This is a genomic window from Paraburkholderia sp. BR10936, from assembly GCF_040965735.1.
Classification (GTDB): Bacteria; Pseudomonadota; Gammaproteobacteria; order Burkholderiales; family Burkholderiaceae; genus Paraburkholderia; species Paraburkholderia nodosa_A.
In genome coordinates this window covers 616,897-641,195 of sequence record NZ_JBFRCM010000002.1, presented here as the reverse complement: position 1 = coordinate 641,195, position 24,299 = coordinate 616,897, and the positions used below count along the sequence as shown (strand labels likewise).

Here is a 24,299-nt window from a genome sequence, read left to right as displayed (position 1 = left end):
GCGCCGGTCCTTCACAACGCCCGTTCGATCGCACCGATCAGCGCCCTCAGCACCCCTTCGATGGGGCGTGAAAGCCGCCGGTCGCGCATCGTCATCACACACAGGTTGCGCTGGTTGAGCGTCGGTTCGTCGAAGCGCTTCGCCACCAGCGAAAGATCGTCCGCGAGTCCCGACAGCGAGAGCCGGCTGCCGAGCGTGATCGCGCCCGCCAGCGCAGCGAACGCGTGCAGCGCGCTCGAATTGTTGCTCGTGAGAATGGGTTCGAGCTTGATGCCGTGCCGCGCGCAGCATTCGTCGAATAGCTGGCGCGCCGTGTTGCCGCGTTCGAGCAGCGCGACGGGATAATCGCGCAGGTCCGCGAGCGTGAGCGAGCGGCGCTGCGCCAGCGGATGCCCCGGATCGAGCAGTGCGCAGACCGGCGCCTGTGCGCTGTACTGCACGTAGACCTTCGCGGGGTCTCCGCTCGAAAACGCCAGCCCCAGGTCCGCCTCGCCCGTGGCCACCCACTGCTCGACCTGCGAAGGCGTACCCGAGCGCAGATTGAAATGCACGTGCGGCGCGGCGGCGTGATGCTGCGCGAGCACGTGGGGCAGAAACGAGCGCGTAAAGCCCTCCGTGCAGCCGATTCGGACGATGCCGTGCCCGAGCGCCTTGGCCGTGGCGATTTCGGCGAGCACCGCGTCACCCTCCAGCAGCGCACGCCGCGCGTGCTCGGCCAGCCGCTCGCCCGATTCGGTCAGCACCATCCCACGCGGCATGCGCTCGAAGAGCGCCGTCCCCACGTCCTCCTCCAGCTTGCTGATCTGCCGGCTGATCGCCGAGACGGCGACGTGCAGGTTCTCCGAGGCCGCGGCTAGCGACCCGGTGCGCGCGACCTCGACGAAGTAGCGCAAGGCGATTCCATGAAGCATCGGCTTATCCGTTCAGTGGGCGCTCAGTGGGCGTTGTTTGTGTTGCCGTTTCGGCAATGCTATCCGCAAATTTTGAAATTGTTGCGAATTTTTGGCATTCCTAGACTGCTTTCATTCCCTGCACCCAGGCATGAGAGGAGCCCTTTTGAACGAGACCCGACAAACCGCCATCGACCGCGCCGTGCGCGTCTATGATTCCGGCGCTTTCTTCGCCGACCTCCAGCGCCGCGTGGGCTTTCGCACTGAAAGCCAGAATCCCGAGCAGGCCCGCGCGCTCGTCGCCTATCTCGCCGACGAGGTGATGCCCTCCCTCTCGTCGCTCGGCTTCACGTGCCGCGTGGTCGAGAATCCCGCAGGCGCGCGCGCGCCGTTTCTGATCGCCGAGCGCATCGAAGACCCCGCGCTTCCGAGTGTGCTGACCTACGGCCACGGCGACGTCGTGCGCGGCTACGACGAGCAGTGGCGCGAGGGTCTCGCGCCCTGGACCGTCACCGTGGAAGGCGACCGCTGGTATGGCCGCGGCACCGCCGACAACAAGGGCCAGCACTCCGTGAACTTCGCCGCGCTCGCCGCGGTGATGGACGCGCGCGGCGGCAAGCTCGGCTACAACATGAAGGTGATCTTCGAAACCGGCGAGGAAATCGGCTCGCCGGGCCTCGACGCCGTGTGCGCCGCCCATCGCGACACACTTGCGGCGGACGTGTTCATCGCCTCCGACGGCCCCCGCGTGCTGGCCGAACGCCCCACGTTGTTCCTCGGCTCGCGCGGCGGCGTGACGTTCGAACTGCTCGTCGATCTGCGCCGCGGTGCGCATCACTCGGGCAACTGGGGCGGCGCGCTGCGCAATCCAGCCATCGTGCTGTCGCACGCGATCGCGAGCCTCGTCGACCGGCGCGGCGCCATCGCCGTGGACGGGCTGCGTCCGCCGCCCGTGTCCGCAAGCGTGCGCGAGGCGCTTGGCGACATCGTGCTCGGCGGCGACGACGACGCCCCCGCGATCGATCCCGACTGGGGCGAGCCCGGCCTCACGCCCACCGAGCGCGTGATCGCCTGGAACACACTCGAAGTGCTCGCGTTCAAGACCGGCAACCCCGACGCGCCCGTCAACGCGATCCCGCCCACGGCCAAGGCCACTTGCCAGTTGCGCTTCGTGGTGGGCACGGACGCCGCGCGCGTGGGCGAGCATCTCGAAGCGCACTTCGCGCGGCTCGGCTTTGACGACGTGCAGGTGCGCGTCACGCAGACGTCCGCCGCGACGCGGCTCGACCCCGACGACGCCTGGGTGCACTGGGCGCTCGATTCGCTGCGCGCGTCGACCGGAAAGAAGCCGGCGCTGTTGCCGAACCTCGGCGGCACGGTGCCGAACGACGTATTCGCGTACACGCTCGGCCTGCCGACGCTCTGGGTTCCGCACTCGTATCCGGCCTGCGCGCAGCACGCGCCGAACGAACACCTGCTCGGCTCCGTCGCACGCGAGGCGCTCGCCGTGATGGCCGGACTCTGGTGGGACCTCGGCGACGACGCCGCGCGTCTCGCCGCAAGCCGCGCATCGGCGCAAGCGCAAGCACGCGCGACGCAACCCGCCGACGCCTTCGCCTGACGACCCAATAAGGTGCATGCCGCCATGTCCGCAAAACAACCCGTGAGCCTTGCGAGGCTCGTCATCGCCACCTCCGCCGGCAACGCGCTCGAATGGTTCGACATCGCCATTTACGGGTTCTTCGCGGTGTACATCGGCAAGCACTTCTTTCCGGCGGTCAACGAGACCGTTTCGATGCTGCTCACGTTCGGCACCTTCGGCGCATCGTATCTCGTGCGGCCGCTCGGCGGCGCGGTACTGGGCGCCTATGCCGACCGTAGCGGACGCAAGGCCGCGCTGATGCTCTCGGTCAGCCTCATGATGGTCGGCACAGCGATCATCGCGCTGATTCCCGACTACGCGACGATAGGCCTTGCCGCGCCGCTCGCGGTGTTCGCCGCGCGGCTCATCCAGGGCTTTTCGGCGGGCGGCGAGTTCGGTGCGTCCACGGCCATGCTGATCGAGCATGCGCCGCACCGTCGCGGTTTTCTCGCGAGCTGGCAGTTCGCGACGCAAGGCCTCGCCACGCTGCTCGCGGCCTCGTTCGGCTATGGACTCGCCCGCCTCATGGCGCCCGCCGATCTCGCCGCCTGGGGCTGGCGCCTGCCGTTTTTCTTCGGATTACTGATTGGTCCGGTGGGCCTCTATCTGCGCCGCTTCATTGAAGACGCCGAGGACTTCAAACGCAGCGCGCGTACCGAAACGCCCGTGCGCGAAGTGCTGGGCCAGCAAAAGCGGCTCGTGCTCACGGCGATCGGCCTGATGACTGTCTCGACGGCGGTCAACTATCTGCTGCAATACATTCCCACGTTCGCGATCCGCCAGTTGCATCTGCCTGCGGCAACCGGCTTCGCGGCGACGATGGCGGGCGGCGTGATCCTCACCGTCGTCACGCCGTTCGCGGGGCATCTGTCCGACCGCATCGGGCGGCGCACGCAGATGACTTGTGTCGCGCTGCTCTTCCTCGCGAGCGCGTACCCGGGCTTCGCCTGGGCAACCGGCCATACGAGTGCGGTTGCGCTCTTCGTGCTGATTGCGTGGCTCGCGCTGCTGAAGTCGATCTATTTCGGCGCCCTGCCCGCGCTCATGGCCGAGATCTTCCCGGCCGCGACGCGCGCCACCGGCATGTCGATCGGCTACAACATCGGCGTGACCGTGTTCGGCGGCTTTACCCCAGCCATCGTCACGTGGATGCTGAGCGCCACCGGCGACAAGAGCGCGCCGAGTTACTGGCTGATTGCGACCGCCATGATCAGTTTGTCCGCGCTGGCGTATGTGAGCCGCGTGCGCGTCACGACCAGGGTTGCGCAGCAGGCGACGGCTTGAATCGAATGCGTGCGGGTCGCTGCTAACGCAGCGGTGATCCACGCGATGCAATGGGCTCGGGCCGGCGAATTTACCGACTGCCAGGCGTTGTTTCCCGGTGTTGTGCATCGCGCTAGACCACGCGAAAGCGGGGAGCGAACGCGAGATGTACCGACAACCCTATTGAAATCAGTGCCATCGCCCATATCGTAGAAATCCGATATATGATTCGGACAGTTACGATGCAGCCTCGATGAAGAATTCCCCTTCCACTCCCGCTCTAGACGTCGACGCGATCTGCAAGGCGCTCTCCAATCCGGTGCGCCGCGAGATTCTTGCGTGCCTGCGCGAGCCGCAGGTGCACTTTGGCGACCAGGAGCTGCCGCTCGAAAACGGCGTTTGCGCGGGCAAGATCGACGCGCATTGCGAGCTTTCGCAATCGACGGTGTCCGCGCATCTGGCCGTTTTGCAGAAGGCGGGACTCGTCACGTCCAAACGCGTGGGGCAGTGGGTGTTCTTCAAGCGCAACGAGCCGGTCATCGAGGCGTTTATCGCCCATATGAACGCGCAGTTGTGATGCTTCAGCGACGAAACATCTGCTGAATACGCATCGTCCGTTTCGATTCCTGTATCGCTTTTCAGCCCGCGGGCCGCGCCCGCAGACAAGGTGACCCTACATGGCAACGCTTTTCGACCCCATCCAGATCGGCGACCTCACGCTGCCGAACCGCATCATCATGGCCCCGCTCACGCGTCAACGCGCCGGTGAAGTGCGCGTGCCCAACGAACTCATGGCGAAGTACTACGCCGAACGCGCCACGGCCGGCCTCATCATCAGCGAGGCGACCTCGGTGACGCCGCAAGGCGTCGGCTATGCCGAAACGCCGGGCATCTGGTCGCAGGAGCAAGTGGAAGGCTGGAAGATCGTGACCGATGCGGTGCATGCCGCGGGCGGCCGCATCTTCTTGCAACTGTGGCACGTCGGTCGCGTGTCCGACCCTGTGTTCCTGAACGGCGAACTGCCGGTGGCGCCCAGCGCCATTGCGCCGCAAGGCAACGTGAGCCTCGTGCGTCCGCAACGCGGCTTCGTCACGCCGCGCGCGCTCGCAACCGAAGAGATCGCCGGCGTGATCGCCGCGTTCCGCCAGGGCGCGATCAACGCGAAAGCGGCCGGTTTCGACGGCGTGGAAATTCACGGCGCGAACGGCTACCTGCTCGACCAGTTCCTGCAGGACACCACCAACCAGCGCACGGACGCCTATGGCGGCTCGATCGAAAATCGCGCGCGCCTGCTGCTTGAAATCACCGACGCGTGTATCGATGTGTGGGGCGCGGATCGCGTAGGCATGCACATCGCACCGCGCGGCGACGCTCACACGATGGGCGATTCGAATCCGGCGGCGACGTTCGGGTATGTGGCGCGCGAGCTTGGCAAGCGCAAGATCGCGTTCCTGTTCGCGCGCGAATCGCTTGGCGACAACCGTCTCGGGCCGCAGCTGAAGGCCGAATTCGGTGGTCCGTTCATCGCGAACGAAAAGTTCTCGCTCGAATCGGCGCAAGCGGTGCTCGCGGCAGGCGAAGCCGACGCGGTCGCGTGGGGGCAGCTCTTCATCGCCAACCCCGACCTGCCGCGCCGTTTCGAATTGAACGCGCCGCTCAACGCGCCGAATCCGTCGACGTATTACGCGCGCGGCGAAACGGGCTACACGGACTACCCGTCGCTCGAAACCGCGGCGTAAGGTGACATAAGCAGAGCGCGTGCGGCCCATGGCCGCATGCCATCAGGCGGCCACGGCGCAGACATTCTGGCTCGCCGTGGCCGTTTTTGCGCTGGAAGCCCCGAAAATACAGGGCTCGCGCGAGCAAGCGTCAATGCTCAGACAGTTCACGCTTGTGATGCGCGTATGGCGGTTTTGCGCGATAGGTGGATTCAATTGGTATCCCGCGTCCGGATGTCCTTGAATTGAAACCCGCCTGCCAACCCCACCTCGCTGACCGGAGCCAAGTCATGCCGAAGACCGCCGATGCTTCCGAGATCGTCCATACCATCGCCGAAGAAACCAACACGCCGGAGGAAACGGTCGCGCGCATCTACGCCGACACGCTCAATGAATATCGAGCGCAAGCGCGCATCCAGGACTATCTGCCGCTTTTCGCCGCCCGCAAGACGCGTGCGACGCTGCGGCAAAATGGCACGAAACCGCACTAATCGCCGTCTGTCAGCTTGTCTTTGCGCCGGCCACACGCAGGCCGGCCGCTCCGCCCCACAGCATTTTTCTGGCTGGTGCGCGCCCGCATAGGGCTCGCGCCGGCGCCGCCATCGGCCGTGCCGGTCACACTCGGGCTGCCGGCGCCCAAGCCCTCTCTTAAGGTTGGTTTAATTCTTTGCTGCAAACATAGGCTCAACCCCTGTTGAGCCGCCGGAACATCGGCGGCGTTTTTTTGCGCGGCAAGCTTAGGAGGAGCGAGGTCATGGTTGAAGACGATGTACTAGTGCACCTGCAGTCCCTGCTGCGCGACGGCGCCGCTTCGACGGTCGCGTCGTGCCGGGTGTCCACGCCGCTCCAGCATCCGTGGGGCCGCGCTTACCGGCTCGTCGAATGGACGACGCCGCTCGATGACAGCGCCCGCCGTCAGGTCGTGCCCGCCGAGAGCACGGCGCTCGATATCGCCCGCCTCGTTGCGCAGCACGTGCCCGGCCGCCGCATTCTGCTGAACGGCGAACCCGCTGCAGTCGAACGCCCTCGCTCGCGCCGCCGCCGCGCGTCCGGCGCCGCGAGCGCACGCGCGGCGCGCTAGACGCGCCGCTTCCGGGCGGCGCACAAGAACCGGCGCACGCCGCACCTGCCCCAGCATCTCATCCCACCACGCACCCTTCCCGCACGGGCAGCGTCAAACCACGAGGCGCACCAGCGACGCCTCCAGCTCATCGCTCACACGCGTCATCGGCGCGCGCAGTTCATTGCGGATACGCCCGCACGCAGCGAGCCCCGCCTTCACCGGGCCCGGATTCGGCTCCGCGAACGCCGCACGCACGAGCGGCACGAGTGTGTGCCAGATCGCGCGCGCATCGGCGAGACGCCCTTCCTGCAACGCGCGCGCCATCCCCACGAAACGCTCCGGCCGCCAATGCGCCGACGCCGCAATTGCCCCGCTCGCGCCCGCGCACATCGCGCCGAACATGTCGATGTCCTCGCCGCAGAGCACCTGCAAACGGCCGTCGAGAATCAGCGCGAGCGTCTTGTCGAGCGAGCCGCCGCAGTCCTTCACCGCGACGATGCGCTCGTGCGCCGCGAGTTCGAGCAGGCTCGGCAACTCGATGCGCACGCCCGTGCGCGCGGGAATGTCGTAGACGATCAGGGGCTTGCGGCTTGCATCGGCGAGCGCCGCGAAGTGGCCGATCACACCCGCCTGCGATGGGCGGATGTAGTAAGGCGCGGCCGCCAGCACGCCCGCGATGGGCTGCTCGTTGAGCGCCGCGATCCGCTCGCAGACGGCCGCCGTGTGATTGCCGCTCACGCCCGCCACGACTGGCAGGCCGCCCGCCGACGCCAGCACGGTGGCGAGCACGTCGTCCGCTTCCGCGTCGCTCAGCGCGGCGGGCTCGCCGGTCGTGCCGAGCGCGACGAAGCCGGCCACCCCGGCCTCGACGTAGTGGCGCACGAGCGCGTCGAGCGCAACGTGATCGACTGCACCGGCGTTGAACGGCGTGATGAGCGGAATCCAGATACCCGAAAACTCAGACATGACTTTCCCTTGAACTCGACCGTATGGAAGGTCCGTTCAGCGGTGCGCAGGAGGGAAGCAAGCCGTGAGTGAGGCGGAAGGCAGGGCGCCTTCGACTGGCTATTCCGTCGCACATCTGACGGAACAGCAGACTCCGGTCAGATGAGCGGCTGTTTTTTGGCTTTGGCTTTCACCCACACCGAAGTGGCCTGCGCGAGCGACGACACCGCGCGCGTGGCGGCGGTGAGATTCGGCAGGTCGTGGCGGAGCGGGTTACGTAGCATGTCGCGCAGTTTAACCCGAGATCGCGCAGTTGCGGGCGGGTGCCAGCAAGCGGCGGGCTGCGCGAGCGGCACGGTCTCACGCGCGCAGAACGGTTTCTCGAGCGCTCCTCCGACAAAAGAACTTGACTTCTCACACCGCCGAACTAATATACGCACCGCGTACATTAACCAGAAATCACGGGTGCCAGCATGAGCGTTCCGCAACAAGCCTTCCTCCGTGACGCCATGCGGCGTCTGAACATGACCCGCGACGCATTTGCGAGCCGCATCGGCGTGTCGCGTCGCGCGCTCGACACGTGGCTGCTGCCCGAGGAGTCGCAGGAATCGCGCGCCATGCCGGAGATCGTCGAGCGCTTCGTTTCGGAAATCGTCGGCAACGGCGAGCCGCGCGAAGACTATACGCAAAGCGTAGACTCGGCGCGTTCGCTCGCCAGCCAAATGCAGTTCGAGGGCAAGCCGCAACTGCTTTCCGTGGACCAGTTCTCGCGCGACTCCGTCGAGGCCCTGTTCCGCGTGGCCGACATCATGCAGCCCATCGCGCGCCGCCGGAAAATCTCGCGCGTGCTCGAAGGCGCGGTGCTCGGCAACCTGTTCTTCGAAGCCAGCACGCGTACACGCGTGAGCTTTGGCGCAGCGTTCTGCCGTCTGGGCGGTTCGGTGTGCGACACGACCGGCTTCACGTTCTCCTCGATGGCCAAGGGCGAATCGATCTACGACACGAGCCGCGTGATGGCCGGCTACGTGGATGCGATGGTGATTCGGCATCCTGATCAAGGCTCGGTAGCCGAATTCGCGCGCGCCGTGAACATCCCCGTGATCAATGGCGGCGACGGTCCCGGCGAGCACCCGAGCCAGGCGCTGCTCGATCTCTACACGATCCAGCGCGAGTTCTCGCGTCTGGGCAAGATCGTCGACGGCGCGCATATCGCGCTCGTGGGCGACCTCAAGTACGGCCGCACGGTGCACTCGCTCGTGAAGCTGCTCGCGCTGTATCGCGGCATCAAGTTCACGCTCATTTCGCCGCCGCAGCTCGAAATGCCGGCGTACATCGTCGACAAGATCTCGACCAACGGCCATGTGGTCGAGCAGACGCACGACCTGCGCGCGGGTCTGCGCGGTGCGGATGTGGTGTACGCCACCCGCATCCAGAAGGAGCGCTTCGCCGACGAGTCGTTCGAAGGCTACACGCCCGAATTCCAGATCAACCAGGCAACGATGGACGAGTGCTGCAGCGCTGAAACGCTCGTGATGCACCCGCTGCCGCGCGATAGCCGCCCGGGCGCCAACGATCTCTCGACCGATCTGAACCACGATCCGCGCCTCGCGATCTTCCGCCAGACCGACAACGGCATTCCGGTGCGCATGGCGATCTTCGCGGTGCTGCTGGGCGTGGAAAATCTCGTGCAGCACTCGATGCGCGACGCTGTCTGGCGTCCGCCTGCCTACCTCGGCCCGGACGACGCCGTGTTCCACGGCATCGACTGAACCTCGCTGCACTCGCAACGTCATCGGCCCGCAAGCGTCAATCGCGCTTGCGGGCCGATTTGTTTATGGCGCGCTCAAGCGCCTTGCGAGGTGCAGACCGTCACGCAGGTCAGCCCTTCCGCCTTTTCCGCCGCGTCGATCGCGGTCTCCAGCGCATCGAACGGGTGACGTTGGACTTCGATCGCATCGAGCGGCAGTTGCCCGGACTGCACGAGCGCGATCAGCGCACGGTAGTCCGCACCGCTGTACATGAAGTGGCCCATCAACTCCCAGTTGTTGATGAGCATCTCGCCATACTTGATCGGCAGATCCACCTCCATGCTGCCCATCAGCACCATGCGGCCGTTGCGGCGCAGGCTGCGCAGCGCAGCGAGCGTAGCGCCCGGGTCGGTGGCGTGGCCCACCATGTCGAAGGCGAGATCGGCGCCGCCGTTCGCGGCCGCACGGATGGCCTCCACGTCGCGCGCCATCTCACCGCTGAGCGCGACGGTGACCACACGCCCGCCGCCGAGCTTCGCGAGCGGCGCCAGCGCCGCCGCGCGCCGTCCGAGCGCCACCACACGGCCTGCGCCGAGTGCGAGCGCATCGAGCACGGCCGCCGAGCCGAACGCGCCGGCCGCGCCGTTCACCACCACAGTTTCGCCTGCCGCGAGCCGGCCGCGCCGCAGGCCGCCGAACGGCACCACGAGCTTGCCGAGCGCCGCGAGCTGCGCCGAAGGAACATGTTCGAGGCCATCGAGCGGAAATACCGTCGAGGCCGGAAACTCGACCGCCTCGCGCAGCGTGCCGTGCGGATAATCGCCGAGCATCGGCCCGCTGTCCGGGCTGATCGCCGTGAGCCCGAGCAGCGCCTGGGCGGGCTCGCGCAGCGCTTCGTCGGCGATCCAGTAGGGGCTCAGCGCGACGCGCTGGCCGACGCGATAGCCGTACACGCCTTCACCGACCGCTAGCACCCGACCGATGCCGTTGGTCCCCGGCGAAAACGGCCCCTGCGGGTAGCCGTAGGGCAGCTTGCCCTGCACGTACTGGCGCGTATAGCTCAGGAGCGGCACGGCCTCCACGCGCACCAGCAGCGCGCCGCGGCGCGGTTCGGGTTGCGGCACGTCGCGCAGTGCGAGCGGTTGACCGGGTTGATCGAGCATCCAGGCTTTCATGGCTTCTCCTAGTGGAAAGGTGTTCATCTGACGGATTGAACTCTAGGCGAGCGAGACGTATTCTTGAAATCAATTGCCGACATTCCACCCATCACCGTGATTGATCTCTCCGGTATCGACCTCAACCTGCTCGTGTCACTCGACGCCCTGCTCGCCGAGTTGAACGTGACGCACGCCGCCGCGCGCTTGAATCTCACGCAGCCGGCTGTTTCGGCGCAGCTTGCCCGGCTGCGCCAACTCTTCGACGATCCGCTGCTCCTTCCCGCCGCCAATGGCCGCGGCATGACCCCCACGGCGCGCGCGCTCGAACTGATGGAGCCGCTGCATGCGGCGCTCAAGACGCTCGAAACGGTGGTGCGCCGCGAGAGCGCCTTCGATCCGTTCACGGGTACACGGCGCTTCGTGGTCGCCGCGAGCGACCAGTGCGTGGCCGTGCTCGGCCTGCCGCTGATGATCGCGTGGCCGCGTCTGGCTGGGCCCGGCCTGCAGTTGGCGTTCATCGCGATTGAATCCGGCTCGCTCGCCGAGCGCTTCGAGCGCGGCGAAATCGATTTGCTGCTCGGCTCCGCGCAACAGGTGCCGCCAACACTCAAGGCCAGAAAGCTCTACGACGAACACTTCGTCGTGGCGCAGCGCAAAGGGCACCCGCGCGGCGCAGCCCCGTTCGACCTGGACAGCTATTGCGCGCTCGAGCACGTGCTCGTTTCGACCAGCGGCGCGAGCTTCTTCGGCTTCATGGACGAACATCTCGAAGCGCTCGGCCGACGCCGCCGCGTGGCGCACTCAGTACAGCACTTCACGCTCGTGCCCGAGGTGCTCACTCGCACAGACTATGTGGCAACGCTGCCTTATCGGCTCGCCGCACGCTACCAGGACCGCGTGGATCTGTTCGAGCTGCCGTTCGAGGCACGCGGCTTTTCGATGCATGCGGCATGGCACCCACGCAATCACGCCGATCCGGCGCTCGTGTGGCTGCGCGAGGCCGTGGCTGCGCTGAGCACCGCCGGCATGGTTAGCGATCCTCTCGATTGACTCGTGCGCAATTCCTCAGTCGATCGATAAGGCGAATGTCTGCAAGCGCACCGCCGCTGCGGTCTACGGCGTGTCGGAAGGACTCCGTACCATTGTGGTCGAGCGTGAAGCACCAGATAGCCAGGCCGACACCTCAACTTTCAGGAAGACCGCGCATAGCGTAGGCGTTGCGCGGAACGACTCGTCGCGCAATCATCTTTCAATACCCTTTTCCCGCCTGCGGCATTGCATTTCTGTCCATGGCGCCAGCTTCGCGCCGGAATGGCGCCAGCCATGCGACAGCGTTGCGCCATCAAGCAATATGCAGCGAAAAATTCACACGTAAGCGCTTTACTTTCGTGTTCGAGAAGTGCACTTTGCAGTTCTGCAGTGCCCGGCCGAGCCACCGCGGCATCGGAATTGCTTCACGAAAGAGGCGCGCCGCTGCGCGACGAAGCCCCCGCGCGGCCAGCGCTTGAAGTCCCGGTTTATGTACTGTCTTCATCCTGGAGTCCGCAGATCGCCATGTCCAACGAACGTCCCCTCGATGCGCCGTGCGATTGCGACGACGCCTCCCAAGTTTCCCCCTCCCGCGCGCCCGCCGACGTCACCCGCCGCCGCTTCCTGCAATCGGCGGCTGCCGCTGCCGCGTTGAGCGCGACGCCTCATCTGCATGCCCAGAATGCACCGCCGGCCAGCGCCCCAACCGAAGCGCCGCCGCCCGCGCCCGCGCAACCGGTCAGGCTCGACATCAACGGCCGCGCCTACACGCTGCATATCGAACCGCGCGTCACGCTGCTCGATGCGCTGCGCGACTACGCGGGACTCACCGGCACGAAGAAGGGCTGCGATCGCGGCCAGTGCGGCGCTTGCACGGTGCTCGTCGAAGGACGGCGCATCAACAGTTGCCTCACGCTCGCGGTAATGCACGAAGGCCAGCGCATCACCACGGTCGAAGGGCTCGCGGGCGTGGCCACGCTCAGTCCCGTGCAGCGTGCGTTTATCGAGCACGACGCCTTCCAGTGCGGCTTCTGTACGCCAGGCCAATTGTGTTCGGCCACGGCATGCCTGAGCGAATTCGCGGCAGGCGCAGCGAGCGCCGCTACGCCCGACGTGCGCACGCGCCCCGCCCAACTGAGCGATGCCGAAATACGCGAGCGCATGAGCGGCAACATCTGCCGCTGCGGCGCCTATGTCAACATCGTGGCCGCCGTGCGCGACGCGCACACGGCCGGCGCCTGAGCACGGAGGCACACAAATGGATGCCATCTCGTACCAGCGCGCCGCCGATGTGAACGGCGCGATTGCCGCCGCGCAGCGTCCCGGTGCGGCGTTCATCGGCGGCGGCACGAATCTGCTCGATCTCATGAAAGGCGGCATCGCGCATCCGGTGACGCTCATCGATATCACGCGCATCGAGGCGCTCGATCAAGTTCAAACGCTGCCCAACGGCGGCCTGCGCATCGGCGCGCTCGTGAGCAACAGCGACGCGGCCAATCACACGCTCGTGCGCACGCGTTACCCGCTGCTCTCGCAGGCGCTGCTCGCCGGCGCGTCGCCGCAGCTGCGCAACATGGCCACCGTGGGCGGCAATCTCATGCAACGCACACGCTGCCCGTACTTTTACGACACCGCGTTCACCCAATGCAACAAGCGTGCGCCCGGCAGCGGCTGTGCAGCGATTGAGGGCTTTAACCGCATGCATGCGATCCTCGGCGCAAGCGCACAATGCGTGGCCGTCAATCCGTCCGATATGAGCGTTGCGCTCGCGGCGCTCGACGCCACCGTGCAAGTGAGCGGAACGAGCGGCGCACGCACCATCCCGTTTGCCTCGTTTCATCGCCTGCCCGGCGACAGGCCCGATCTCGACACGACACTTCAATCAGGTGAACTGATTACCTCGGTCGACCTGCCGCCGCCGTTGTTCAGCGAGCACGCGCACTACCTCAAGATCCGCGACCGCGCGAGCTACGCGTTCGCGCTCGTTTCGGTCGCGAGCGCGCTGCAACTCGACGGCCACCGCATCCGAGCGGCGTGCATCGCGCTGGGCGGCGTGGCGCATCGGCCCTGGCGCGCGAGCGTGGCGGAACAGCATCTCGCCGGAAAGACGCTCAGCGCGTCGACGCTACGCGAGGCCGCCGCGGCGGAACTCGCGCAGGCGAAGCCGCTGAGCGGCAATGCGTTCAAGGTCGGACTCGCGCAACGCGCGATCATCCGCTCGACGCTGCTCGCCGCCACCGGCACGCAAGGCAACAACACCGGAGATTTCGCATGAGCACGCTGACCGGACAACCGATGGACCGCATCGACGGCATGCTCAAAGTCACGGGCGGCGCCCTCTACGCGAGCGATTTCCCCGAAACGCGGCTCGCCCATGCCGTGCTCGTGACCAGCACGATTGCGAGCGGCACGATCACGTCGATCGACTCGAGCCGCGCGCAGTCCATGCCCGGCGTGCTGCTGATCATGACGTACCAGAGCGCGATGCGGCTGCCCAACGGCGGCCGCTCGCCGCTCAAACCACCAGCGGGACGGCACCTCACGCTGCTACAGGACAACGTCGTGCGCTACAGCAACGAGCCCGTTGCAGTCGTGGTTGCCGACACGCTGGAACACGCCACCGATGCCGCGCGTCACGTCGACATCGCCTACGCGCCGACGCAGGCCACGCTCGACTTCAATCGCGCGAAAGGCGACGCGCACGCGCCGCCCAGCCCAATGGGGCGCCCGGTCGAATCGACGCGCGGCAATGTCGAAGCCGGGTTGCATGAAGGCGCCGTGCGCTTCGATGCCGTCTACACCACGCCCACGCAATTCCATAACCCGATGGAGCCGCACGCGACGATGGCGCACTGGGACGGCCCGGATCTCACGCTCTACGACGCCACCCAGGGCGTGAGCGGCGCGCGGGACGCGGTGGCGGCCGTGTTCGGCATCGCGCCGGACAACGTGCGCGTGATCTCGCCGTTCCTCGGCGGCGGCTTCGGCTGCAAGGGTTCGTCGTGGTCGCACGTGAGCCTGTGCGCAATGGCCGCGAAGCAGACGGGACGCCCCGTGAGGCTCGCGCTCGCGCGGCCGCAGATGTTCGGCCCCGTCGGCTCGCGCCCGCACACGGAGCAGCATCTGTCGCTCGCCGCGCGCCCGGACGGCACGCTCACGGGCCTGCGCCACGACACGCTGGCCCACACATCCACGTTCGAAGACTGGCTCGAGATGTGCGGCCTCGTCACGCGCGTGATGTACGCGGTGCCCAATTGCAGCACGAGCCATCGTGTCGTACCCCTGAATGTCGGCACACCGACCTTCATGCGCGCGCCCGGTGAAACCACCGGCTCGTTCGCGCTCGAGTCGGCCATGGACGAGCTGGCGTGGCAACTGAAAATGGACCCGGTTGCGCTGCGCCTGAAAAACTATGCGGAAAGCGAGCCGCAGGACGGCAAGCCGTGGTCGTCGAAAGCGCTGCGCCAGTGTTACGAGGCGGGCGCGCAACGCTTCAACTGGTCACGGCGCATCGCCACGCCGCGCGCCATGCGCAACGGGAACACGCTCATCGGCCTCGGCATGGCGAGCGCGACCTATCCCGCGAACCGCAGCGAAGCCGCCGCCGTGGCGCGCATCCTGCCCGACGGCAACGCCATAGTCGCGTCGGGCACCCAGGACATCGGCACCGGCACCTACACGGTGATGACCCAGGTGGCCGCCGACGCGCTGGGCTTCCCGCCCAACCGCATCCGCTTCGCGCTGGGCGATTCGACCTTGCCGATCGCGCCGGTTTCGGGCGGCTCGCAGTCGGCGGCGAGTGTCTCGCCCGCCGTGCAGGCCGCGTGCATGGCCGTACGCGACAGGCTCATTGCGCTCGCGCGCGCCGATCGCGGCTCGCCCGTCTACGGACTCGCTGCCGACGACGTGACCGTGCAGGACGGCTGGGTCGTAAGCCGCAGCGACAGCTCGCGACGCGACCCGGCCGCCGCCGTCATCGCACGCGCGGGCGGCCAGCCGCTCGAGGCGCAGGTCGCGACGAAGCCAGGCGCCGAGAAGCAGCAGTATGCGTTTCACTCATTCGGCGCGGTATTCGCCGAAGTGCACGTCGATGCCGATACCGGCACGATGCGCGTGGCGCACATCGTCGGCGCGTACGACGTGGGACGCGTGCTCAACGAAAAAACGGCACGCAGCCAGTTGATGGGCGGCATGGTATGGGGCGTGGGCACGGCCCTGCACGAAGAGGGCCTCTTCGACACGCGCATGGGCCGCATTGCGAATAACAATCTCGCGGAATATCACGTGCCCGTGAACGCGGACATCGGCGAGCTGGACGTGCTGTTCGTCGGCGAACCCGATCTGCGCTTCAATCCGCTTGGCGTGCGCGGCATCGGCGAGATCGGCATTACCGGCGTGCCGGCGGCGATTGCGAATGCCGTGTATCACGCCACGGGCGTGCGCGTACGCGATTTGCCGATCACGCTCGACAAGGTCGTTCCACAGATGAATTCGCTTGCGTGACCGGCACCGGTCTGCACCCGCATAGTGCATGCGCAGTCGGCAAACGCAGGACAGAGCAAGGCCTATGCCGCGCGCGGGGCTTGCCTCACGCGCGCTTGCGCCGCACAATCACTGCTCACCCTCTTCGCGGCGTATCACACCCATGGCCTATGCTTCGTTCGCCACCGGCGTGTTGCTCGCCGCCGGCACCGGTTCGCGCTTCGATCCCAACGGACTGCGCAACAAGCTCCTCGCTCCCCTCCCTGAAGGCACGTGCGTCGCGCGCGAATCCGCGCAACGGCTGCTACGCGTCGTACCCAAAGTGATCGCCGTTGTCCGTCCCGGGGCGGAAACACTCGCGCATGTGCTCAACGACGCGGGCTGCGAGGTGGTGTTCGCCCCCGACGCCGCGCGCGGCATGGGCGCGAGCCTCGCTGCGGGCGTGGAAACCGATCATGAAGCGGAAAGCTGGATCGTCGCGCTGGCCGACATGCCCTGCATTGCCGTCGAATCGATCGAAGCCGTGGCGCGCACACTGGATGGCGGCGCGTCGCTCGTCGCGCCGTTCTATCGCGGGCAGCGCGGACATCCGGTGGGCTTCGGCTACGCGCATCGCGCAGCGCTCGTCGCGCTCGACGGCGACGCGGGCGCACGCGCCCTGCTGAGCACCCACCCGCTCACACGCATCGAAGTCGACGATCCGGGCATTCTGCGCGACGTCGACACGCCGGCCGACCTCGACGGGCTCTGATTCGCACGCACTCGCGCGCGGCGATTGTTCAATTGCGAGTGCCAGGCATGCAATCGATCGCCTACGCTATAGGGTGACGCGCACCACACGTCCGCACGCTTTAGCGCAAGAGGACCTCGCGATGATCTGCTCGCACACGAATCCGCTTCCCGATCCACTCGCCGATCCGACACGGGACCCCGAACGCGACCCGCTCACCCCACCGGCACCGGGCCATCACAAGGACGAACCGCAGCAGCCCGAGGGGCCGCCGGACAAGGACCCCGTGTGATCGCACGCCCGGTCGCCGCGGCCGGGCATCGTGTCTCATGGTCGTAGCGGCGCTCGCGACGACATCTCGCAAGCGCCGCGTCCGCTTCTGCGCGCTCCGCGCTTCTTCCGCCCCCATATCCTCGCCTTTCGCAAAGCTTGCGCCTTCGACGGTCGATCCGTAGAATGCAAACGATTCCTATTTGCAGTGTTTTTCAAGATTGCCGTGAGCCCGATCGTGATTGCGTTCGCCCCCGCGCGCCGGCCGGCGAGCCGAGGTTTTGCATGAGACCGATGCTGGTCCGCCTGCACCGCTGGTTCGGTCTTGGCACCGCAGCCTTCCTGTTCCTCGCCGGACTGACCGGCGCGGTGATCGCGTGGGACCACGAACTCGACGCGCTGCTCAATCCAACGTTCTTCCGTAGCGCGACGCCGGGCACCCCGCTGCCTGCGCTCGAACTCGCGAAGCGTCTCGAGGCCGAAGAACCGCATGCGGTCGTAACCTTCATGCCGCTTTCCGTCGAGCCTGGCCATACCTGGATCGCGCAAGTCGCGCCGCGCCTGAACCCCGCGAGCCAGGCGCCCTACGCGCTCGACTTCAACCAGGTCGCGCTCGACCCCGTCACGGGCGAGGAGCAAGGCCGCCGCATGTGGGGCAAGGCTTCGCTTGCGCGCCAGAACCTGATCCCCTTCCTCTACCAACTCCACTACACGCTATTCATGCCGACGAAGATGGGCATCGACTTCGGCGTGTGGACGATGGGCGTGGTGGGGATGGTATGGCTGCTCGACGGCTTCATCGCGATCGTCCTCGCGTTCCCGAACCTGAAAAGCTGGCGCAAGTCGCTCGCCTTTCGCGTGAAGCGCGGCGGGTATGCGCTCACGTTCGATCTGCACCGCTCGGGCGGCGTGTGGCTCTGGGGACTCCTGATCGTGGTGGCCGTGACATCGATTTCGATGAACCTCGGCACGCAGGTCGTGCGCCCCGTGGTGTCGGTGTTCTCGACGCTCGCGCCGGACCCGTTCCGCATCGTCGCGCCGGGCCCCGCGCTCACGCCCGCTGAAGCCACCGCCGCGCGCGAACGCATCGTGGCGGAAGCCGCCGGGATGGGCCGCCGGGAAGGCATCACAGCGCCGCCGGGGGGACTCTTCGGGCTGCCCACCTCCGGCGTGTATGGCGTGGGCTACTTCGAGGCGGGCAACGATCACGGTGACGCGGGCCTCGGCAATGCCTGGCTCATCATGAACGCGCGCACGGGCCAGGTGCTCGGCAGGCAGATTCCGGGCCGCGGCAGCGCAGGCGATATCTTCATGCAGGCGCAGTTTCCGTTGCACTCGGGCCGCATTGCCGGGCTGCCGGGACGTATCGCCATCAGCATTACCGGCGTTGTCGTCGCGATGCTCAGCGTGACCGGCGTGCTCATCTGGCTCAAGAAAGCGAGTGCGCGGCGCAAGCCCGCGAAGCAGGCGAAGGCGGCCAGCACGATCGGCACGCGCGAGCGCGCCGCGAACTGACCGCCCGGGTCAGCCACTCAGAACTTGTGGCGGATGCCCGTCACCGCGAGGAACTGGTTGCCGTTGCTCGATGCGCCAGACGTCCCTTCGATCTGCGCCACGGCGTTCGTTGCGCGCTGATAGATGAGGTCGAGATAGACATCCGTGCGCTTCGAGAGGAAGTATTGCAGCGCGCTGGTCGTCTGCCAGTAGTGCCAGCTATCCTTCTGGCCGTTCGCATTCACGCCCGTCCAGGTTTCGCCGATCGCGGCATGAATGGACGGCGTGATCGCATAGCGCAGGCTGACTTCCGCGTTCTGATAGTGCTGGTATTGACTTTGCGGCGTCAGCTCGAACGCGACGTTCGTGTACATCGCACCCACGCCGAGATTGCCGAAGGTGTACACACCTCCCGCGCCCCAGATGCGCTGCTGCGTAATGCCCTTCAGGAACGTGAAGTAGTTGTCCGAAGGAATCGCGCCGGTCGTGTCCGTGGCCGGATGATCGAGCTGTACATACGCTGCGCCGAACTGCAGCGGCCCGCCCGCATAGCTCGCGCCTACGCTCCATGAACGGTTCGTCCCGAAGTTGCCCGCGTTGTTGCTGAAGCCGTACATCGAGTTGATCGTCAGGCCGTGGAACTTGGGCGTGACGTACTTGACCGAGTTGTCGGTGCGGAACGTGTTGTTCAGGTCGTCGGTATCGAACGGGTGCGTACCGTATTGCGACGTCTCCACGGCCATCTGCAGCGGTTCGAGCGAGTCCTGCGCCGCGTTGTACTGGCGCCCGAACGTGAGCGAGCCCCAGCGGTCGCTCGCGAGGCCCACCCACGCCTGGCGGCCGAAGATGCGACCGTTCGCACTCGCGGTGCCGGTCTGCAGGTTGAAGCCGTTCTCGAGGCGGAAGATCGCGCGATTGCCGCCGCCCAGATCTTCGCTGCCGAGCAGGCCCCAGCGCGAGCCCTGCTCGCTGCCGGCCGTCGCCTGGAAGTTCGACTTGCCGCCCTGGTTGCTCGTGTAGGTGAAGCCGCCGTCGGCGATGCCGTAGAGCGTGACACTCGACTGCGCGTTAGCGTGCGAGGCCGCGAGACCGAGACCGCCGATGACGAGTGCGAGGGTGTGCCGGGATGCGTGAAACATGCGTTTTTCTCCTTCTGGCATTCGATGTGCCGTGAATTGACGTTGATCTCCAGATGCGCGCCGCGAGGTGCGATCTATCTTTTGCAGTCCTGATGAAACGGCATCGCTGTGCAGCGCAGAGCGACGGTTGCCTGCTCGTAGTCCCCGTTAGCGATGCTTGCCCCACCCGCTTGTTTTATTGTTTAAAACAGCGTATTATTAATTATTCGGGCCGGCTTTCCGTCCCGTCAAGAAGCTGTCAAAAACCCGCGACACGACCCAAGGCGTCGCGGCGTCCGCCAAAATCGCTGTAATCCTTTACAGTTGGTTCGTTTCACCGTTTTTACCGAGCCATTCCAGGGGAAACCCCAATCGGCCCAATTTTTACCGCGCGCTACGCTGTCTCTTGAAATTAAAACGCTGTTTTATTCATTAAAACACGCGACAAGTGACTGACTAGCGATGACGAACACCAGCCTTCTTTCCCCCCAGGCAGACGAACACGCGCCCTGCTTCACCGTTGCGGCACAGGCTGCGCCGCTGCCTATCGTGTTCGACTCCCCGCATAGCGGCATTACGCTGCCGGACGACTTCGGCACCGTCGCGCCGCGCGAGGCGATCCTCACCTCGTGGGACGCGTTCGTCGACGAACTGTGGGGCGGCGTTCCCGCGCGCGGCGGCGTGCTGATCGGCGCACGCTTTCCGCGCGCCTATATCGACCCGAACCGCGCCATCACCGACATCGACGCCGAACTGCTCGCCGAGCCCTGGCCCGAGCCGCTCGCGCCCGAGCCGTACACGCGACGCGGCATGGGACTGATCCGCCGCTACGCGCTGCCCGGCATGCCGCTCTACGATCGCAAGCTTTCTGTCGATGAAGTCCGGCACCGCATCGACGCGTATTACCGCCCCTACCGCGCGGCGCTCGCGCAGGCGGCCGAAACGGCTTACGCACAGCACGGCGCGCTATGGCACGTGGATTGTCACTCCATGAAATCGCGCGGCAACGAAATGAACGTCGACTCGGGCGAGGCGCGCCCCGATTTCGTCATCAGCGACCGGCGCGGCACGACGTCGGATCCGGCCTTCACGCAATGGGTCGCCGAGCACTTTGCGGCCGCCGGCTATCGCGTGCAGATCAACGAGCCTTACCAGGGCGGCGACCTGCTGCGCGCCGTGAGCGATCCGGCGCGCAACCGGCACAGCATCCAGATCGAACTGAACCGCGCGCTCTACATGGATGAGGCGACGTGTTCGAAGCATGCGGGTTTCGACACGCTCAAGCGCGACCTCGACGCCTTCGCCGACGCCCTCGCCCACCGGGTGCGCGCGCGACTCAACGCAAAGTGAGCATAACCATGACCTATATCGTCGATGCCGTCGACAACGCGCTCAAACTGCTCAGCTATGTGGCCGAGCATCCCGGCCTTGGCGTAACGGAACTGTCCACGCAGCTGGGTATCAACAAATCGCGCACCTATCGCATGCTCTGCACGCTGGAGCTGCACCGCTATGTCGTGCAGGACGCGCAAACCTCCACCTACGCGCTCGGTCCGCAAGCCTTCGTGTTAGGCGTGGCGGCCACGCAGCAAAACACGCTCGTACGCTCGGCCTCGCGCCACATGCTCGCGCTCAACCAGGCCATCAACGAGACGATCGTGCTGCGGGTGCGCGAGGGCCTCGAGACGGTTTGCGTCGCGCGATGCGAGACCACGCACCAGGTGCGAGCAGTAGGCGCGGTGGGCAACCGCCGGTCGATCAACCACGGCGCTTCGGGCAAGGTGTTGCTCGCGTTCGCACCCGGTGCCGTGCGCACCGACTATCTCGCGCGCATGAAGAAGATGCCCGAGGCGCCGGACCTGATCGCGCTTGTCGAGGAACTCGATGCGATCGCGCGCAAGGGCTACGCCGTGAGTCTCGGCGAAGTGACGGCCGGCGCAGTGGCGATCTCCGCGCCGGTGCGCGATATGTCGGGCGCGACGGTGGCGGCCGTCGCCATTTCAGGGCCGGAAATGCGCATCGGCCGCGCCGAGATTCCCGACTACCTCGAACGTCTTCAAGCCTGCGCCGATGCGATCTCCGCCGAACTCGGCTATGCGGGCGCACGCGCCGCGGCGCTTTCCGCCTGAGTACGCACAGAGGAATCCTTATCATGATCGCCGCTCCGCCCTCTTCCCCGCGCGAAGACACGACGCCCACCGAAGACGCAAAACCGGAAACCAGGCCGCACGGCAAGATGCTGCACCCTGTCGTCATGATGCTCTGGGTACTCGCCGCCGCATTGGCGATGACCTGGTTCGTCGACGCGGGCCGTTTCGAGCGCCACGACAAGCTCGTGGTTCCTGGCACCTACCACATGGTGCCGAAAAGCGGCGATCTTGCCACGCTCGTCGCGCCGGCAGTGACAAAGAGCACGCTGGATCATGCGGCGCCCGCGAGCCTCGTCTCGGTGTTCGTCGCCATGCCGAACGGGCTCATCAAGAACGCGCCGCTCATCGTCATGGTGATGTTCGTGGGCGGCATGTTCGGCGTCATGAAACGCACGGGCGTAGTGGACACCGGCATCGACCGCCTGCTCCAGCTCACCGCCGGCAATGTCTAAGTGCTCGCGCCGCTGCTCATGATCCTGATCGGGCTTGGCAGCACCATGCTCGGATTCATTTCGGAGTACCTGGTCATCATCCCGATGGTGATGCTGCTCGCGAAGCGGCTCGGCCTCTCGAATCTGTTCGCAGTGGCGCTCGTCGCGATCGCGGCGAAGATCGGCTATATCGCGTCGGTTACGAATCCGCTTTCTCTCGCGGTGGCGCAGCCCATCGTCGGCGTGCCGCTCTTCAGCGGGCTGGCGCTGCGGCTCGGCGTATTCGTGGTGTTTCTGACGATCGGCGTCGCGTATCTGCTGCTCTATGTGCGTCGCAGCGGCTATCGGCGCGAGGCCGCCGTCGAGGCGCTGCATGCGCCTACGCCGCTCTCGCGCCGCCACAAGGCGACGCTCGTCATCCTCGCTTTTGCGGCCGCTGCACTCGTGTTCGGCACGCGCGAACTGAAGTGGGGCAACGTCGAGCTTTCCGCATTCTATGTGGCGATCAGCATCGTGACAGCGCTCGTCGGGCGGCTCGATTCGCGCAGCGCGTCCGAGGCCTTCGTCGACGGCATGAAGGGCATGGTGCTCGCGGGTCTCCTGATCGGGCTTGCGGCATCGGTCGAATTGATCCTCCAGAACAGCTTCGTGCTCGATACGCTGATCGACTACTTCACGCGCCTCGCGCACGGACGCTCGAGCGTCTGGGTCGCCAACGGACTCATGGCCGTGCAGATGCTGCTCGACGTGTTCATTCCTTCGGTTTCGGGCAAGGCAGCGGTGAGCATGCCGATCATCGGGCCTATCGCACAGCTTTCGGGCGTGAGCGGGCAGACCTCGGTGCTCGCATTCGTGCTGGGCGGCGGCCTCACGAACATGGTCACGCCCACCTCCGGCATGCTGCTCGCGTATCTCGCCACGGCGCGCGTGGGCTTCGGCGAGTGGATACGCTTCATTCTGCCGCTCTTTCTCGTGCTGCTCGTGCTGTCTTCTGCGACCCTTGCGCTTGCGGTAGTCACGGGATATTGAAGCTCGACCAAAAAAGCAAACGGGCGGCCGAAGCCGCCCGTTAGTCGCTTGCGAACTACGCCCTCAACGCGTCACTTCATCGAACGCGGCCAGCAAGCGCTCGACATCGGCGGCGTGAATGTCGCCCATCGTCGAGATGCGGAACAGTTCCGCCGACAAGCCGCCCTGCCCCGCATAGATCACGAAACCGCGCGCCTTGAGCGCGTCATGTAGCGCGGGATAATCGACGCCCGCGGGCAAGCGGAACGCGCGCAGCACCACCGACGATTCGTCCTTCGGCAGCACGCTTTCCATGCCGCGCGCAGCGAGCCCCGCGCGCACCTGCTCGGAAAGCGTCGCATAGCGCGCGTGACGCGCCTGCCAGCCGCCTTCGTCAGCGAGTTCGCGCAGCGCCTCGACGAGCGCGTAGTACGCGTGCACCGAAGGCGTGAACGGCGTATTGCGCTGGTCCTGCAGCGTGGCAAGACGCTTGAGATCGAGATAGTACGTGCGGCTATGCGCTTGCGTGAGCGCGGCGCGCCGCACCACGACGAAGGCAGCGCCCGGCACGCCGTGCAGGCACTTGTTCGCCGTGGCCGCCACCGCCGCGATGCTCGCGTCGCCGAAATCGATCGCTTCGGAACCGAAGCTGCTCACGCCGTCCACGAGCATCTGCACGCCGCGCGCGCAACACGCTTCGCCCAGTGCGCGCAGATCGTTCAGGCGGCCCGTGGTCGTTTCGTGATGAATGATCGCGACGTGCGTGACCGACTTGTCGGCGTCGAGCGCGGCCGTGATGCGCGCGAGATCCGGCGCCTGCATCCAGTCGTGCTTAACCACTTCATGCGCGATGCCATACTGCTTCGCGATCGCGGTGATGCGCTCGCCATACACACCGTTCTCGACAATCAGCAGCTTGCCGTTCGCGGGCACGAGCGTCGAGATCATGCTTTCGACCGCAGCCGTGCCGGAGCCCGTCATGAGCACGGCCTGCCATTGCGCGGGGTCGAGATCGTAGACGCCCACGAGACGCGTGCGCGCCTCTTCCTGCACGTCGAAGAACTCGCTTTCGCGATGGCACAGGTCTTCCTGGAGGAGGCTCTGACGCACGCGTTCGGTGAGCGTGACCGGGCCGGGATTGAGCAGCAGCATGGTAGTTCC

The 24,299-nt window shown here is 66.3% G+C and carries 21 protein-coding genes and 2 pseudogenes; 17 read left to right on the top strand and 6 right to left on the bottom strand.

Translation table 11 applies throughout. The annotated features are described in order from the left end of the window. Positions 1-11: 11 nt before the first annotated feature. On the bottom strand, positions 12-911 hold the full coding sequence (locus AB4Y36_RS06380; protein ID WP_368605706.1) for a LysR family transcriptional regulator: 900 nt from the start codon (positions 909-911) through the stop codon (positions 12-14). Between the two features lie 145 nt (positions 912-1,056). On the opposite strand from AB4Y36_RS06380, the gene AB4Y36_RS06375 reads away from it, so the two are divergent. The 6 genes and pseudogenes from AB4Y36_RS06375 to AB4Y36_RS06350 all read left to right on the top strand — a co-directional run. Continuing rightward, entirely contained in the window at positions 1,057-2,511 is a 1,455-nt protein-coding gene (locus AB4Y36_RS06375) for a M20 family metallopeptidase (protein WP_368682571.1), read from the top strand. Positions 2,512-2,535: 24 nt separating this feature from the next. After that, positions 2,536-3,816: an MFS transporter gene (locus AB4Y36_RS06370; RefSeq protein ID WP_368682570.1), complete on the top strand. Its 1,281-nt coding sequence runs from the start codon at positions 2,536-2,538 to the stop codon at positions 3,814-3,816. Positions 3,817-4,048: 232 nt separating this feature from the next. Next, on the top strand, positions 4,049-4,372 hold the full coding sequence (locus AB4Y36_RS06365) for an ArsR/SmtB family transcription factor (protein WP_368682569.1): 324 nt from the start codon (positions 4,049-4,051) through the stop codon (positions 4,370-4,372). A 100-nt stretch (positions 4,373-4,472) separates the two neighbouring features. Further along, positions 4,473-5,534, top strand: a complete 1,062-nt coding sequence (locus tag AB4Y36_RS06360; protein ID WP_069261792.1) for an alkene reductase — start codon at positions 4,473-4,475, stop codon at positions 5,532-5,534. A 269-nt stretch (positions 5,535-5,803) separates the two neighbouring features. Next, positions 5,804-6,004 carry a DUF3562 domain-containing protein gene (locus AB4Y36_RS06355; protein ID WP_028202533.1) on the top strand — a complete coding sequence of 67 codons (201 nt, stop codon included), beginning with the start codon at positions 5,804-5,806 and terminating at the stop codon, positions 6,002-6,004. Between the two features lie 263 nt (positions 6,005-6,267). Continuing rightward, positions 6,268-6,498, top strand: a pseudogene (locus AB4Y36_RS06350) (DUF2866 domain-containing protein); the annotation flags it as partial. A 189-nt stretch (positions 6,499-6,687) separates the two neighbouring features. Here AB4Y36_RS06350 and dapA read toward each other — a convergent pair. Both dapA and AB4Y36_RS06340 read right to left on the bottom strand, forming a co-directional pair. Then, on the bottom strand, positions 6,688-7,542 hold the full coding sequence (gene dapA / locus AB4Y36_RS06345) for a 4-hydroxy-tetrahydrodipicolinate synthase (RefSeq protein WP_368682568.1): 855 nt from the start codon (positions 7,540-7,542) through the stop codon (positions 6,688-6,690). A 137-nt stretch (positions 7,543-7,679) separates the two neighbouring features. Beyond that, entirely contained in the window at positions 7,680-7,805 is a 126-nt protein-coding gene (locus AB4Y36_RS06340; protein ID WP_256094458.1) for a hypothetical protein, read from the bottom strand. Positions 7,806-7,994: 189 nt separating this feature from the next. Here AB4Y36_RS06340 and AB4Y36_RS06335 point away from each other — a divergent pair, with 189 nt between their 5' ends. After that, positions 7,995-9,290: an aspartate carbamoyltransferase gene (locus AB4Y36_RS06335; RefSeq protein WP_069261789.1), complete on the top strand. Its 1,296-nt coding sequence runs from the start codon at positions 7,995-7,997 to the stop codon at positions 9,288-9,290. Positions 9,291-9,364: 74 nt separating this feature from the next. On the opposite strand, the gene AB4Y36_RS06330 is transcribed toward AB4Y36_RS06335, so the two are convergent. Beyond that, a complete protein-coding gene (locus AB4Y36_RS06330; protein ID WP_368682567.1) occupies positions 9,365-10,444 on the bottom strand; it encodes a zinc-binding dehydrogenase in 1,080 nt (359 codons plus the stop codon). Between the two features lie 63 nt (positions 10,445-10,507). On the opposite strand from AB4Y36_RS06330, the gene AB4Y36_RS06325 reads away from it, so the two are divergent. The 7 genes from AB4Y36_RS06325 (at position 10,508) to AB4Y36_RS06295 (ending at position 18,452) form a co-directional block, all read left to right on the top strand. Beyond that, positions 10,508-11,476: a LysR family transcriptional regulator gene (locus tag AB4Y36_RS06325; RefSeq protein ID WP_368682566.1), complete on the top strand. Its 969-nt coding sequence runs from the start codon at positions 10,508-10,510 to the stop codon at positions 11,474-11,476. Between the two features lie 504 nt (positions 11,477-11,980). Next, complete coding sequence (locus AB4Y36_RS06320; protein WP_368682565.1) at positions 11,981-12,697, top strand: (2Fe-2S)-binding protein; 717 nt, start codon at positions 11,981-11,983, stop codon at positions 12,695-12,697. A gap of 16 nt (positions 12,698-12,713) precedes the next feature. Then, positions 12,714-13,730, top strand: coding sequence for a xanthine dehydrogenase family protein subunit M (locus AB4Y36_RS06315; RefSeq protein ID WP_368682564.1), 1,017 nt, complete (start codon positions 12,714-12,716; stop codon positions 13,728-13,730). Further along, a complete protein-coding gene (locus AB4Y36_RS06310; protein WP_368682563.1) occupies positions 13,727-15,958 on the top strand; it encodes a xanthine dehydrogenase family protein molybdopterin-binding subunit in 2,232 nt (743 codons plus the stop codon). The genes AB4Y36_RS06315 and AB4Y36_RS06310 overlap by 4 nt, the downstream gene beginning before the upstream one ends. Positions 15,959-16,100: 142 nt before the next feature. Further along, positions 16,101-16,688, top strand: coding sequence for an NTP transferase domain-containing protein (locus tag AB4Y36_RS06305; protein WP_069261784.1), 588 nt, complete (start codon positions 16,101-16,103; stop codon positions 16,686-16,688). A 121-nt stretch (positions 16,689-16,809) separates the two neighbouring features. Further along, positions 16,810-16,959 carry a hypothetical protein gene (locus AB4Y36_RS06300; protein WP_176732810.1) on the top strand — a complete coding sequence of 50 codons (150 nt, stop codon included), beginning with the start codon at positions 16,810-16,812 and terminating at the stop codon, positions 16,957-16,959. Between the two features lie 263 nt (positions 16,960-17,222). After that, positions 17,223-18,452, top strand: a complete 1,230-nt coding sequence (locus tag AB4Y36_RS06295; RefSeq protein WP_368682562.1) for a PepSY-associated TM helix domain-containing protein — start codon at positions 17,223-17,225, stop codon at positions 18,450-18,452. A 17-nt stretch (positions 18,453-18,469) separates the two neighbouring features. On the opposite strand, the gene AB4Y36_RS06290 is transcribed toward AB4Y36_RS06295, so the two are convergent. Continuing rightward, the gene (locus AB4Y36_RS06290; protein WP_368682561.1) at positions 18,470-19,570 is read right to left on the bottom strand and encodes a porin; all 1,101 of its coding nucleotides are present in this window, start codon (positions 19,568-19,570) and stop codon (positions 18,470-18,472) included. A 441-nt stretch (positions 19,571-20,011) separates the two neighbouring features. On the opposite strand from AB4Y36_RS06290, the gene AB4Y36_RS06285 reads away from it, so the two are divergent. The 3 genes and pseudogenes from AB4Y36_RS06285 to AB4Y36_RS06275 all read left to right on the top strand — a co-directional run bounded on the left by AB4Y36_RS06285 (position 20,012) and on the right by AB4Y36_RS06275 (position 23,159). After that, entirely contained in the window at positions 20,012-20,899 is an 888-nt protein-coding gene (locus AB4Y36_RS06285; protein WP_368682560.1) for an N-formylglutamate amidohydrolase, read from the top strand. Positions 20,900-20,907: 8 nt separating this feature from the next. After that, positions 20,908-21,678 (top strand): IclR family transcriptional regulator, encoded by a 771-nt coding sequence (locus tag AB4Y36_RS06280; protein ID WP_069261780.1) that lies wholly within the window; start codon positions 20,908-20,910, stop codon positions 21,676-21,678. Between the two features lie 23 nt (positions 21,679-21,701). Further along, positions 21,702-23,159: pseudogene (locus AB4Y36_RS06275) on the top strand (SLC13 family permease). Between the two features lie 63 nt (positions 23,160-23,222). Here AB4Y36_RS06275 and AB4Y36_RS06270 read toward each other — a convergent pair. Beyond that, complete coding sequence (locus tag AB4Y36_RS06270; protein ID WP_368682559.1) at positions 23,223-24,290, bottom strand: 2-aminoethylphosphonate aminotransferase; 1,068 nt, start codon at positions 24,288-24,290, stop codon at positions 23,223-23,225. Between the last annotated feature and the right edge of the window lie 9 nt (positions 24,291-24,299).